A 13,382-nucleotide genomic window follows, 5' to 3' on the forward strand; every position below is an offset into this window, starting at 1 on the left:
ATGCGTTGATTTAAAGCGCATCGTCATGAATCCGATTTGATGTGATGCACTTTAACTTTCGTTAACGCATTCTCTTAAAGGAATATGCGCAAGCCGGGCGTAGACCATGAAACGCACAAGGCATGTGATCGGAACACCCATCATGACGACATCAATCGGCCGCCGGACGTCTTACCTCGCAGTGCCGGCCAATCTGTTGCTCTGGCTGATCGCAGCCTTTCACATGCTGCTTCTTGCGGCCCTCTTTGTCGCTTTCCTGGCTGCAAGGCCGGCGGCGGCCGAAGACGTGGCCTGCACTGGCCGCAACCTGATGATCGAACTGCAGCAGAACGACCCTGCCCGCTATGCCGAGGCGCTGAAGGAAGCCGACGCCACGCCGAACGGCAAGGGCATCTTCTGGAAGGTCGAGAAGCCGGGACTTGCACCTTCGTGGCTGCTCGGCAGCATGCATGTCACCGATCCGCGCGTGCTCGCCTTGCCACCGCGCGCCCAGGCAGCCCACGATGCCGCCAGTACGATCGTCATCGAATCCGACGAGATCCTCGATGAGCGGAAAGCGACCGCCGCCCTGCTCGCAAAGCCGGAGTTGACGATGTTCACCGACGGCACAACGATCGACAAGCTGCTTTCTCCCGAGGACTACAAGCGCCTCGAAACCGGCCTCAAGCAGCGCGGTATCCCGCTCAGCGCCGTTTCCCGCATGCGGCCCTGGATGATCTCGAGCGCCGTCGCCCTGCCGGCCTGCGAAATCGCCCGCAAGGCAAAGGGCGTGCAGTTCCTCGACCAGAAGATCGCCACCGACGCCGTTGCTCAGGGCAAGCAGGTCAAGGGGCTGGAAACCCTCGCCGAACAGATCCAGGCCATGGCCGATCTGCCGGTCGAATTCCATCTGAAGTCGCTGATCGAGACGCTGGAACTCGGCGACAAGATGAGCGATGTCGTCGAGACGATGACCGATCTCTACCTCTCCGGCGACATCGGCATGACCATGCCGATGCTGAAAACCGTGACGCCCGAAGAAGAGGGCGAAAATAACGATTATGCCGCCTTCGAGCAGCGCATCATCCTCGACCGCAACAAGGTAATGGCCGAACGCGCCGCCCCCATCCTCGACGGCGGCAACGTCTTCATGGCCGTCGGCGCCCTGCACCTGCCCGGCAAGGACGGCGTCATCGAACTGCTACGCCAGCAGGGCTTCACCGTCACCGCGGTGAACTGAACCCGCTGGCGGTCAGCCGAGCGTCATACGGCGCAGAACATTGCCTTTCCAATAGAACTGATGGACGAGGGCGCCGGCGACATGCGCCGCGATCAGCGCCCAGAGAATGATCTTCAAGGCATCCGCGTGGAACGAACCGGCGGGATCGATACCGAAATAGTAGGCGGCGATGCCCGAAAGCGGCATCGCGAAGATCAGGATGTAGAGGCCGGCATGAGCAAGCCTCGCTGCAAGACGGAAGATCGCCGGCTCCTGTGCGACCTCGTCCGGGACGCCCTTGGTAAAACGCAGCCCGAGCCTGAGGACGGCAAGCAGCAGGATGGCGATGCCAACATAGGCATGGATATTCGCCGACGAAATCTGCTCCGGCGTCGGTACCTGGCCTCTGCGCATCAGCCGATGCCAGATATTCATGCCATCGGGAAACAGCAGGTTGAAGAAGATCAGCAGCGCCACGGCCCAGTGAAGAAAACGCTGGCTCAGGCTGTAGCTCACGATGGACGGCTGCTGCATTTCTGGACCTTCACGGATGCTGAACTCAACGATAGGCAACAACTAAAACAGCCGCCTGCCTTTCGGCAAGCGGCTGTATGCTTTGTTACGAATATGTAAGATTACATATGGATCGGCTTGAAGAAGGTTGCGAGCGCAGCCTCTTTCACCGCTTCCGACATTGTGGGATGCGCGTGGCAGGTACGGCCGAGATCTTCTGACGAACCGCCGAACTCCATCAGCACGGCGATCTCGTGGATCATCTCGCCGGCGCCGAAGCCGACGATATGGCCGCCGAGCACGCGGTCGGTTTCCTTGTCGGCAAGAATCTTGACGAAGCCGTCCGTCGCCAGCATCGCACGCGCCCGGCCGTTCGCCGTGAACGGGAACTTGCCAACCTTGTAGGCGATATCAGCCGCCTTGAGTTCTTCCTCGGTCTTGCCGACGGAAGCGATTTCCGGCTGGGTGTAGACGACGCTCGGAATGACCTCGTAATTCACATGGCCATGCTGCCCGGCAAGGATTTCGGCAAGCGCCACGCCTTCGTCCTCCGCCTTGTGCGCCAGCATCGGACCCTTGACCACATCGCCGATCGCATAAATGCCGGCAACATTGGTCTTGAAGTGACCGTCGATCTCGACGCGGCCGCGATTGTCGAGCGTAACACCGGCCTCTTCGAGGCCGAGACCCGATGTATAGGGCTTGCGGCCGGTGGCGATCAGCACGACTTCGGCCTCGAGCGTCACCCTGTCGCCGCCCTTGACGGGCTCGAAAGTGACCTTGGCGCCCTTGTCGCCCTTTTCAACGCCGGTGACCTTGGCGCTGAGATTGAAATCGATGCCCTGCTTGGCAAGCATACGCTGGAATTGCTTGGAGACTTCGCCGTCCATACCACCAAGGATGGTGTCGAGATATTCGACGACGGTGACTTTGGCGCCGAGGCGCGACCAGACGGAACCGAGCTCGAGACCGATAACGCCGCCGCCGACGACGATCAGCGTTTCCGGCACCTTCTCCAGCGCAATGCCGCCGGTCGAGGAGATGATGGTCTTTTCATCGATCTCGACCTGCACGCCAGGAATGCCGGCGACGTCGGAGCCGGTGGCGATGACGATGTTCTTGCCTTCGATCTCCTGCACCTTGCCATCGTCGGCGGTGACGGAAACCTTGCCGGCCGAGACGACCTTGCCGATGCCCTGAAAGGTATCGATCTTGTTCTTCTTGAAGAGGAAGGCGACGCCGTCGACATTCGACTTCACCGTCGCATCCTTGTGGGCCATCATATTGCCGAGGTTGAGCGTCGGCGCCGGAATATCGATACCGAGCGCGCTCATTCCGTGGCCGGCCTGATGGAACATTTCGGAGGCATGCAACAGCGCCTTCGACGGGATGCAGCCGACGTTCAGGCAGGTGCCGCCATAGGTCGCCCGCTTTTCGACGACGGCGACCTTGAGGCCGAGCTGGGCCGCCTTGACGGCGCAGACATAGCCGCCCGGGCCGGTTCCGATAATGATCACATCGTAGGACATTGCTTCTTTCCCTTTGGATTTTTCGTTTAATCGGCCGCGCGCGACAAAGCGAGGCGGAAGCCGAAGCCGACAAGTGCCGCTCCGGTGATGCGGTTGAACCATTTGCCGCTGGCGATGAAGCGGTCACGGATCGCCTTGACCGTGAAGAAATAGGAGACGCCGGCAAACCAGGCGACCAGCGCCGTCGCCATGCCGATGCCATAGGAGAACTGGATCAGCGCCGGCGTGTCGTGATGCACGAGCGTCGAAAACAGCGACAGGAAGAACAGCACCGGCTTCGGGTTCAGCGCATTGGTGATGAAGCCCATGCCCAGGCATTTCAGCATCGAGACCGGCTTGCGGTCTTCCGCCGTCACCTCGATATCCCTCACCTTGAAGCCCGGTTCGCGGAACGACTTGATGCCGAGATAGACCAGATAGGCGACGCCTGCCCATTTGATGACAGCAAACAGCATCAGTGATTTGGACACGATCAGGCCGAGGCCGAGGATAGTGTAACTGATGTGGAAGAGCAGGGAGAAGCCCATGCCGAGCCCGGTCATGATGGCGGCGCGTCGCCCATGCACGATGCTCTGGCGCAGGATAACGGCAAAATCGGCGCCCGGCACGACGATGAAGATCGAAAAGACGGCCATCAGGCCGAGGAATTCGAGAATATATTGCATGCTGTTTTTCGCCCTGTCGTTCTAGCGACCGCCGCTCACATTGAGGATCGCGCCGGTTATATAGGAAGCCGAAGGTGACAGAAGATAGAGGATCGCATCCGCCACCTCCTCGGGCGTGCCCGCACGCTGCATCGGAACCGCCGGCGCCATCTCGCGTGCCCGGTCAGGCAGCCCGCCCGAAGCATGGAGGTCGGTCTCGATGATGCCGGGCCTTATCGCATTCACGCGGATGCCCTCGGCAGCGACTTCACGCGCCAAGCCGACAGTGAAGGTGTCGATCGCCGCCTTCGAAGCGGCATAATCGACATACTGCGTCGCCGAACCGAGGATCGCCGCCATCGACGAGATATTGACGATCGCCCCGCCCTGCCCGCCATGCCGGCTCGACATCCGGCGTATGGCCTCTGCGGCGCAGAGGATGGAGCCGGTCACATTGATGCGCAGCATGCGCTCGATTCGCTCCGCCGACATCTCATCGATGCGCTGCGGATAGTCGACAATGCCGGCATTGTTGACGAGCCCGTCAAGCCGGCCGAAATGCTGGTCGACCGCCGTAAACATCGAGACGATATCCGCAGCCTTGCCGACGTCACCCTGGATCGCCACGGCCTCGCCGCCGCCTTCTGTGATCGAAGCCACGACCGCATCCGCGGCTTCGCGGTTGGCGGCATAATTCACCGCAACACGCCAGCCCTGGCGCGCGGCGAGCCTTGAGGCCGCGGCGCCGATACCCCGGCTTCCGCCGGTGATGAGAACAACAGGTGCATCGCTCATGTCGCACACTCCTTGAATGTCAGTACGTCCCAAGGCGCTACCGAAGCCTTGCCCTCGCCCCAGGCACTGGATTCGCGGATGGCGGGACCAAGGCCGGGGAGCACGAGCTTTTCGGCCGCCGCAGCACCTTCGGGCTGCAGATTGTCCATCTCACCCTCGGCATCCATGCCGTAGACGGCGCCCTGCCAGACCGTGCAGGCATCGAGATCGGCGCCGGTCGCATCGCCCTCGGGGCAGTTGAACATCAGGATGCCGATGGCGCGCACCGGATCTTCCGATGGCATGACATAACCTTCCATCACGACAGGTGTCTTGAGCGCGCTGACCTTGAACTGGTTGCTGGCGGCGGCCGATGGAGAATTCAGCGGTGCGAAGCGCAATTCATAGGCACCGTCGCGATCGACGTAGACGGCTTGTTCCTGCTTGCATGCGGCGCCGAAGGTGGATGCCGGAACGGCAAAAAACGCGGCGGCTGCAACCGCAGCCACACCTTTCCGTCCCGCCATGATCCCGATCCTTCCGCTCATTGCAGCTTCGGCTCCTTCCGCCCGTCGGCGTTTTCGACAACGCTGAAATCCGTCAGCAGCACCAGCGCGCGGCCGTCCTTGTCGAGCCCCCAGAAAACCGGGTAGAAACCGTCGCCCCAGCCGCTCCAGAACACGGCGACATTGCCTCGTCTGCCGGCAACCGGCCGGTGCAGTGCATAGATGCCCTTGTTGGCGTCGAGGTCCGACGCCAGCACGTCATCGTAATAATTGACGTCGGCATCCGGTTTCTGCGCCTGTACCTGCCCTTCACGCTCTCCGATCAGATCAAACGTATCGGCATCCATGTAGCATCCGAGGCCGGCATCGACGGGATAGCCGAAGATCTCGCCGTCCTTCAGCGTCGCCGTGTCCTGCCCGGGCAGGACTGCAAGCTCCCAATGATCCGGCCTGCCCTCGGCAAACCGCATGCTGGCGGCGGCGATGCGCCCGAAGGCCTGGTAGAGCGTCACCGGATAGTCGCCCGGCGCAACCGTTCTTGCGAGCGCTGGACGATCGGGCTGGGCGAGCGGATCGGCCGCAACGATGCGCCCCGATGTCAGCTCGACATTGCCCATATGGATCGCGCCGATCGACCGCCCGGAGAGTTCGGCATCGCTCAGCGCCACCAGCTCGAAATTGCTGCTTGCCTTGCTGATGTCCCAGCCGGCAGCCGATGCGGAGACCGGAATATGCGCGGCGGCAGCGCAAAGAAGAAAGCGCGCCGCTCGCATGATCCGGTTCCGCATCGAAAGCGCTCCCTCAGAGATCGAGAACCAGACGTTCCGGATCTTCCAGGCTTTCCTTGACGCGCACGAGGAAGGTGACCGCTTCCTTGCCGTCGACGATGCGGTGATCGTACGACAGCGCCAGATACATCATCGGACGGATGACCACCTGGCCGCCGATCGCCACCGGCCGCTCCTGGATCTTGTGCATGCCGAGAATGCCGGACTGCGGCGCGTTGAGGATCGGCGAAGACATCAGCGAACCGTAGACGCCGCCATTGGTGATGGTGAAGGTGCCGCCCTGCATGTCGGCCATGGAGAGCGAACCATCACGGGCTGCCTTGGCAAGACGGCCGAGTTCCTTCTCGATTTCGGCGATCGACATCTGGTCGGCGTCGCGGATGACAGGAACGACGAGGCCTTTGTCCGTGCCGACGGCCATGCCGACATGGCAGTAGTTCTTGTAGATGACGTCGGTGCCGTCGATTTCAGCGTTGACGGCCGGCAATTCCTTCAGCGCATGCGTCACCGCCTTGGTGAAGAAGCCCATGAAGCCGAGCTTGACGCCGTGCTTCTTCTCGAAAATGTCCTTGTACTTGTTGCGCAGGTCCATGACCGCCTTCATGTCGACCTCGTTGTAGGTGGTCAGCATGGCGGCGGTGTTCTGCGCATCCTTGAGGCGCTTGGCGATCGTCTGACGCAGGCGCGTCATCTTCACGCGCTCTTCGCGCGAGGCATCCTCGACCGTCGACGGGCCGCGCGCGGCGGCAGGCGTTGCCGCGGGTGCGGCCGCCGGAGCAGAAATGCCCTTGGCAACGGCGGCGATGACGTCGCCCTTCAGCACCTGGCCGCGCTTGCCACTACCGTCGAGCTGGTCGGCGGAAAGATTGTTTTCGGCAAGCATCTTCGAAGCCGCCGGTGCCGGCGGCATGGTGGAGACGGAAGCGCTCGATGACGACGACGCAGCAGCGGCAACTGGCGCTGGCTGGGCAGCAGCAGCCGGGGCTGGCTGGGCAGGTGCGGCGGCCGGTACAGCAGCAGCCGGCGCGGCAGCGGCAGCTGCGCCTTCGGCGATCTGGCCGAGCAGCGCGCCGAGGCCGACGGTCTCCCCGGCGGCGACGACGATTTCCGAAAGCGTGCCGGAGGCGGGTGCTGGAACTTCGATGGTCACCTTGTCGGTTTCAAGCTCGAGAATCGGCTCGTCGGCCTTGATGGCGTCGCCGACCTTCTTGAACCAGGTGCCGACGGTTGCCTCGCTGACGGATTCACCGAGAGTTGGAACGCGGATTTCTGTGGCCATTGTTCAGATCCTGATTTCGTGTGTTTTCGTTAATGCGTTTCAGACGGCGGGCGGCCGCGAGATGATCGAAGGCATCGGCAGGATATCGAAGCGGAAACCAAAACCGGAAGCGATGATCGGATCGCCGTCGGCAAGAACCTGCGCCGCCGCCTGATCCTCGACCTCGACGATCGCCATGCCCCAAGCGCCTTCACCCTCGAAGACGGGGCCGACGATGATCGCCGATCCCGCAAGGGCGTGCCGATGCCAGTATTCGACATGGCGTTTCATCGCCGCCATTTCCTCCCCGGTCCCGTCATGCGGGAAAGTGGGGCGCGGCGGCTGCAGTCTCAGAAAGAAATAAGCCATTGCGCCCCCCGTGTTTTAACCGCCCAATGCATCCTCGAGGAATGCGGCGAGCTGCGACAGATGCTTGGACATCAGACCCGTCGCCGGCGAGGCGGCGGCCGGACGGCCGGTATAACGGACGCGCTGGTATTTCGCGTCGATATGGGCGAGCACCCATTCGAGGAAGGGGTCGATGAACGACCAGGCGCCCATGTTCTTCGGCTCTTCCTGGCACCAGACCATCTCGGCATTGCGGAAGCGCGACAGCTCGTTGATGAGCGCCTTTGCCGGGAACGGATAGAGCTGCTCGACGCGTAAGAGATAGATGTCGTCGATGCCGCGCTTTTCACGCTCTTCGAGAAGATCGTAATAGACCTTGCCGGAGCACATGACGACGCGGCGGATCTTGTTGTCCTTCTGCAGCTTGATCGGGCCGTCCTTGATCACCTCGGCATCGTCCCAGAGCAGGCGATGGAAGGCGGATTCACCGGCCATTTCGGCAAGCGTGGAGACCGCCCGCTTGTGGCGCAGCAGCGACTTCGGCGTCATCAGGATCAGCGGCTTGCGGAAGTCGCGCTTCACCTGCCGGCGCAGGATGTGGAAGTAGTTCGCCGGCGTCGTGACGTTGGCGACCTGCATGTTGTCTTCCGCGCAAAGCTGCAGGAAACGCTCGAGGCGGGCCGAGGAATGTTCCGGACCCTGACCTTCATAGCCGTGCGGCAGCAGGCAGACGAGGCCCGACATGCGCAGCCACTTGCGTTCGCCCGACGAGATGAACTGGTCGAAAACCACCTGCGCGCCGTTGGCGAAATCGCCGAACTGCGCTTCCCAGAGCGTCAGCGCATTCGGACGGGCGAGCGAATAGCCGTATTCGAAACCGAGCACGGCCTCTTCCGAAAGCATCGAATTGATGACTTCGTAGCGCCCCTGCGTCGGCGAAAGATTGGCGAGCGGGATGTAGCGCTCTTCGGTTTCCTGATCATAGAGAACCGAGTGGCGCTGCGAGAAGGTGCCGCGTTCGCAATCTTGGCCGGACAGACGGATCTTGCTGCCTTCGACGCAGAGCGCACCGAAGGAGAGCGCTTCGGCCATCGCCCAGTCGATACCCTCGCCGGTGGCGATCATGTTGGCGCGGTTTTCCATGAAGCGCTGGATCGTCCGGTGCGCATTGAAGCCCGCCGGGATCTCCGAGAGCTTGCGGCCGATCTCCTTCAGCGTCTTCATCGGCACGGCGGTCTTGCCGCGGCGCTGCTCGTCGGCATTGTCGGCCGTGCGCAGGCCCGACCACTCGCCGTCCAGCCAGTCGGCCTTGTTCGGCTTGTAGTGCTGGCCGGCCTCGAACTCCTGTTCGAGATGGGCGCGCCAATCGGCCTTCATCTTCTCGACTTCGCCGTCGGTGAGCAGTCCCTCGGCGACGAGCCGGGCCGCATAGAGCTGCAGCACGGTCTTGTGGGCGCGGATCACCTTGTACATCTTCGGCTGCGTGAAGGACGGTTCGTCGCCTTCATTGTGGCCGTAGCGGCGGTAGCAGAACAGGTCGAGCACAACAGGCTTGTGGAACTTCATGCGGAATTCGGTGGCGATCTTGGCGCCATAAACGACTGCTTCCGGATCGTCGCCGTTGACGTGCAGGATCGGCGCCTCGATCATCTTGGCGACGTCGGACGGATAGGGCGACGAGCGCGAGAAGGCCGGGTTCGTGGTGAAGCCGATCTGGTTATTGATGATCACATGCATGGTGCCGGCGACGCGGTGGCCGCGCAGGCCGGAAAGGCCGAGGATTTCGGCAATGACACCCTGGCCGGCAAAAGCCGCGTCGCCATGGATCAGCAGCGGCAGAACCTTGGCGCGTTCGGAAAGCGGGATGATGTCGCCGTCCCAGACGGTGGCGTTCATATCCTGCTTGGCGCGGGCCTTGCCCATGACGACGGGATCGACGATTTCGAGATGCGAGGGGTTCGCCGTCAGCGAAACGTGGATCTTGTTGCCGTCGAATTCGCGGTCTGAGGAGGCGCCGAGATGGTACTTGACGTCACCCGAGCCCTCGACCTCGTCGGGAGCGGCCGAGCCGCCCTTGAACTCGTGGAAGATCGCCCGGTGCGGCTTGCCCATGACCTGGGAGAGCACGTTCAGGCGGCCGCGATGGGCCATGCCGAACACGGCTTCCTTGAGGCCGAGATGGCCGCCACGCTTGAGGATCTGTTCCAGCGCCGGGATCAGCGATTCGCCGCCGTCGAGGCCGAAACGCTTCGTGCCCTTGAACTTGACGTCGAGGAACTGCTCGTAGCCTTCGGCTTCGACGAGCTTGGCAAGGATCGCCTTCTTGCCTTCCGGCGTAAAGGCCACACCCTTGTCCGGTCCCTCGATGCGCTCCTGGATCCAGGCCTTCTCCTCAGGGTTGGAGATATGCATGAATTCGACGCCGAGCGTCGAGCAATAGGTGCGCTCGAGGATTTCGATCATCTCGCGGATGGTCGCGTATTCCAGGCCGAGCACGTTGTCGATGAAGATCTTGCGGTCGTAATCGGCGGCCGTGAAGCCGTAATTCTCCGCCGACAGCTCGCGATAGTCGTCGACGGGAGCGGCAATGCCGAGCGGGTCGAGCTTGGCGTGCAGGTGGCCGCGCATGCGGTAGGCGCGGATCATCATGATGGCGCGCACGGAATCGCGCGTCGCCTGCAGGACCTCTGTGCTGTCGGCGGGCTTGCCCTGAGCTTCAGCCTTGGCTTTGACCTTGGTCTCGATGACCTTCTCGACGATGCCCCAGTCGCCATCGAGAGCCGACACCAGATCGCCGCTTGCCTGAAGCGGCCAGTTCTTCTTGCGCCAGGAAGCCCCCTTGGCCGCCCTCTTCACATCGCTGGGATCCTCCTCCAGCGCCTTGAAGAAGGCACGCCACTGGTCGTCGACCGATGCCGGATCCTCTTCGTACCGCGCGTAGAGCTGCTCGATATAGGCAGCGTTGGCGCCATCCAGAAACGAGGTGACCTGAAACTGCTCGTTGGCTTCTTGCCGTGCCATGGTGATATGCGGACGCTTCCGTCCGCCTCCTGACTTTGATGAATTTGCCGGCTTGATGGCCGGCTGCCGCATTTCGATTGCCGCCTGTCCGCGGCGCATCTGCTGTTCTCGTGCCGTCGACGCCGGGCGGAAGGCGCAGATGCCGTTCCTCCGTCCGGTCTATATTTAGGTGGCTTAGCCCTTGAGGACTTCAACCAACGTCTTGCCGAGGCGGGCCGGAGAGGGCGACACCTTGATGCCTGCCGATTCCATCGCCGCGATCTTTGATTCCGCATCGCCCTTGCCGCCGGAAACCACAGCGCCGGCATGGCCCATGGTGCGGCCCTTCGGCGCCGTACGGCCGGCAATAAAGCCAGCCATCGGCTTCTTGCGGCCCTTCTTGGCTTCGTCCTTGAGGAACTGCGCTGCGTCTTCTTCAGCCGCACCACCGATTTCGCCGATCATGATGATCGACTGGGTGGCTTCGTCAGCCAGGAACATTTCCAGGACGTCGATGAACTCGGTGCCCTTGACCGGGTCGCCGCCAATGCCGACGGCCGTCGTCTGACCCAGACCTTCGTTGGAGGTCTGGAAAACGGCTTCATAGGTCAGCGTGCCCGAGCGGGAAACGATACCGACCGAACCCTTGCGGAAGATCGAGCCCGGCATGATGCCAATCTTGCATTCTTCCGGCGTCAGGATACCCGGGCAGTTGGGGCCGAGCAGGCGCGACTTGGAGCGGTCGAGGCGAGCCTTGACCCGCACCATGTCCATGACCGGGATGCCTTCGGTGATGCAGGTGATGAACGGGATCTCGGCGTCGATCGCCTCGATGATGGCGTCGGCAGCGCCGGCCGGCGGAACATAGATGACGGTCGCGTTGGCGCCGGTCTTTTCCTTGCCTTCGGCAACGGTTGCGAAGATCGGCAGGCTTTCGCCCTTTGCCCCGGTCCAGGTTTCGCCGCCCTTCTTCGGATGGATGCCGCCGACCATCTGGGTGCCGTAGTAAGCGAGCGCCTGTTCGGTGTGGAACGTGCCGGTCTTGCCGGTTAGGCCCTGAACGAGAACCTTGGTGTCTTTGTTGACGAGAATGGACATGCGAGGCCTTTGTTTAGGAGAGGTTGGAAGACGTGGAGGACGCGCGACGATAGACGCCGCTGACGACCTCCTGCCAAGTATCGCTGCCTGCAGGCGAAAAGCTGACGCCCATCCGGTAGCAGTCTTCATTTTCGAACGTGAATACGGTGCGCTGGCTGCCGCGCGGCGAAGTCTTCATCAGCACAAGCTCACTGCCGTTCCACTCGCCGGACGCCGGTACGGGCGGCGCAAAACCTGCGGTGTCGAACTGGTAGAGTTTGTAGGTCTGGTCCGAAGCATCGAAGCCGAAAACATTTCGCGCCTCGAACGAAACAGCACCATCGCGCGTCTGGCGATAGCGCTGCTCGAGGAAGAACCCGCCGAACAACACCTCGCCGGAAAACTCAGCACTGGCCTTGCCTTCACTCGTCCACGCCGACGCCGCGACACGCTCGTCCCCTTCCCACACGCCAGCGAAGGCGTTGAGGCGGAAATGAGCAGCGGAGGGCGTGGACTGGAAGGCCATGATCGTTCTCAGCCGCTGATCGCCGCGACGATCTTCTTGGCCGCATCGTCCAAGTCGTCGGCCGCCGTGATCGCCAGACCCGACTCATTCAGGATCTTCTTGCCGAGCTCGACATTGGTGCCTTCAAGGCGCACGACGAGCGGAACCTTGAGGCCGACTTCCTTGACCGCGGCAATCACGCCCTCGGCAATGACATCGCACTTCATGATGCCGCCGAAGATGTTGACGAGAATGCCTTCGACCTTGGGGTCTGCGGTAATGATCTTGAAAGCCGCAGCAACCTTCTCCTTGCCGGCGCCGCCGCCGACGTCGCAGAAGTTGGCCGGCTCCTTGCCGTAGAGCTTGATGATGTCCATCGTCGCCATGGCAAGACCAGCACCGTTGACCATGCAGCCAATATTGCCGTCGAGCGCAACATAGGCGAGATCCCACTTCGAGGCCTCGATTTCCTTGGCGTCTTCTTCGGTCTCGTCGCGCAACGTCTTGACATCATCGTGACGGAAAAGGGCGTTGCCGTCGAAAGACATCTTGGCATCGAGGACGCGCAGGTGGCCATCCTTCATGACGATCAGCGGATTGACCTCCAGGAGGGCCATGTCCTTTTCGCCAAAGGCCTTGTAGAGCGCCGGGAAAAGCGACTTCGCATCCTCGGCGGCAGCGCCGTCGAGCTGAAGAGCCTTGGAGATCGCAGCAACGTCGGCAGCCGTCACGCCGGCTTCCGGATCGATGGCGATCGTCTGGATCTTCTCGGGCGTGTCGTGGGCGACGGCCTCGATGTCCATGCCGCCTTCGGTCGATACGACGAAGGCAACGCGGCCAACCGAGCGGTCGACAAGGATCGAGCAATAGAGTTCGCGGGCGATGTCGGCGCCGTCTTCGATGTAAAGGCGGTTGACCTGCTTGCCGGCTTCGCCGGTCTGGGCGGTCACCAGCGTGTTTCCGAGCATTTCCTTGGCGTGGGAAACGACTTCCTCGATCGACTTGGCGAGGCGAACGCCGCCCTTGGCATCAGGGCCGAGCTCCTTGAACTTGCCCTTGCCGCGGCCACCGGCATGGATCTGGCTCTTGACCACGTAAAGCGGACCGGGAAGCGACTTGGCGGCAGCCTCGGCTTCTTCAACCTTGAGAATAGCCACACCTTCGGCAACCGGCGCGCCATAGCCCTTCAGCAGAGCCTTGGCCTGATATTCATGAATGTTCATGGGTGTATCCCTGTTTCGA

At 62.1% G+C, this 13,382-nt stretch carries 13 protein-coding genes; 1 reads left to right on the plus strand and 12 read right to left on the minus strand.

Going from position 1 to position 13,382, the window contains the following annotated elements; translation table 11 throughout:
- The first annotated feature begins 142 nt into the window (after positions 1–142).
- Entirely contained in the window at positions 143–1,219 is a 1,077-nt protein-coding gene (locus ACD590_RS20675; protein WP_028734223.1) for a TraB/GumN family protein, read from the plus strand.
- Between the two features lie 12 nt (positions 1,220–1,231).
- Here ACD590_RS20675 and ACD590_RS20680 read toward each other — a convergent pair whose 3' ends face one another.
- The 12 genes from ACD590_RS20680 to sucC form a co-directional block, all read right to left on the minus strand.
- The gene (locus ACD590_RS20680; protein WP_439003266.1) at positions 1,232–1,732 is read right to left on the minus strand and encodes a cytochrome b; all 501 of its coding nucleotides are present in this window, start codon (positions 1,730–1,732) and stop codon (positions 1,232–1,234) included.
- Positions 1,733–1,833: 101 nt separating this feature from the next.
- On the minus strand, positions 1,834–3,240 hold the full coding sequence (gene lpdA / locus ACD590_RS20685) for a dihydrolipoyl dehydrogenase (RefSeq protein WP_028733515.1): 1,407 nt from the start codon (positions 3,238–3,240) through the stop codon (positions 1,834–1,836).
- A 26-nt stretch (positions 3,241–3,266) separates the two neighbouring features.
- Entirely contained in the window at positions 3,267–3,905 is a 639-nt protein-coding gene (locus tag ACD590_RS20690; protein WP_018243878.1) for a LysE family translocator, read from the minus strand.
- 21 nt (positions 3,906–3,926) lie between these two features.
- Complete coding sequence (locus ACD590_RS20695) at positions 3,927–4,679, minus strand: SDR family oxidoreductase (RefSeq protein WP_028733517.1); 753 nt, start codon at positions 4,677–4,679, stop codon at positions 3,927–3,929.
- Complete coding sequence (locus ACD590_RS20700) at positions 4,676–5,206, minus strand: hypothetical protein (protein WP_028733518.1); 531 nt, start codon at positions 5,204–5,206, stop codon at positions 4,676–4,678. Before ACD590_RS20700 ends, ACD590_RS20695 begins: the two co-directional genes overlap by 4 nt.
- Positions 5,203–5,952 (minus strand): DUF4241 domain-containing protein, encoded by a 750-nt coding sequence (locus ACD590_RS20705; RefSeq protein WP_128408744.1) that lies wholly within the window; start codon positions 5,950–5,952, stop codon positions 5,203–5,205. The genes ACD590_RS20700 and ACD590_RS20705 overlap by 4 nt, the downstream gene beginning before the upstream one ends.
- A gap of 13 nt (positions 5,953–5,965) precedes the next feature.
- A complete protein-coding gene (gene odhB, locus ACD590_RS20710) occupies positions 5,966–7,231 on the minus strand; it encodes a 2-oxoglutarate dehydrogenase complex dihydrolipoyllysine-residue succinyltransferase (protein WP_018243882.1) in 1,266 nt (421 codons plus the stop codon).
- Between the two features lie 39 nt (positions 7,232–7,270).
- Positions 7,271–7,579: a YciI family protein gene (locus ACD590_RS20715; RefSeq protein ID WP_018243883.1), complete on the minus strand. Its 309-nt coding sequence runs from the start codon at positions 7,577–7,579 to the stop codon at positions 7,271–7,273.
- Positions 7,580–7,594: 15 nt separating this feature from the next.
- Positions 7,595–10,579 carry a 2-oxoglutarate dehydrogenase E1 component gene (locus tag ACD590_RS20720; RefSeq protein WP_028733520.1) on the minus strand — a complete coding sequence of 995 codons (2,985 nt, stop codon included), beginning with the start codon at positions 10,577–10,579 and terminating at the stop codon, positions 7,595–7,597.
- Positions 10,580–10,753: 174 nt separating this feature from the next.
- On the minus strand, positions 10,754–11,656 hold the full coding sequence (gene sucD, locus ACD590_RS20725; protein ID WP_011653811.1) for a succinate--CoA ligase subunit alpha: 903 nt from the start codon (positions 11,654–11,656) through the stop codon (positions 10,754–10,756).
- A gap of 13 nt (positions 11,657–11,669) precedes the next feature.
- Positions 11,670–12,161 carry a DUF1579 family protein gene (locus ACD590_RS20730; protein WP_018448188.1) on the minus strand — a complete coding sequence of 164 codons (492 nt, stop codon included), beginning with the start codon at positions 12,159–12,161 and terminating at the stop codon, positions 11,670–11,672.
- Positions 12,162–12,169: 8 nt separating this feature from the next.
- Positions 12,170–13,363, minus strand: a complete 1,194-nt coding sequence (gene sucC, locus ACD590_RS20735; RefSeq protein WP_130653209.1) for an ADP-forming succinate--CoA ligase subunit beta — start codon at positions 13,361–13,363, stop codon at positions 12,170–12,172.
- Between the last annotated feature and the right edge of the window lie 19 nt (positions 13,364–13,382).

The sequence above is a fragment of the Rhizobium sp. 862_C5_N1_2 genome (assembly GCF_051811205.1).
GTDB classification, from domain to species: domain Bacteria; phylum Pseudomonadota; class Alphaproteobacteria; order Rhizobiales; family Rhizobiaceae; genus Rhizobium; species Rhizobium leguminosarum.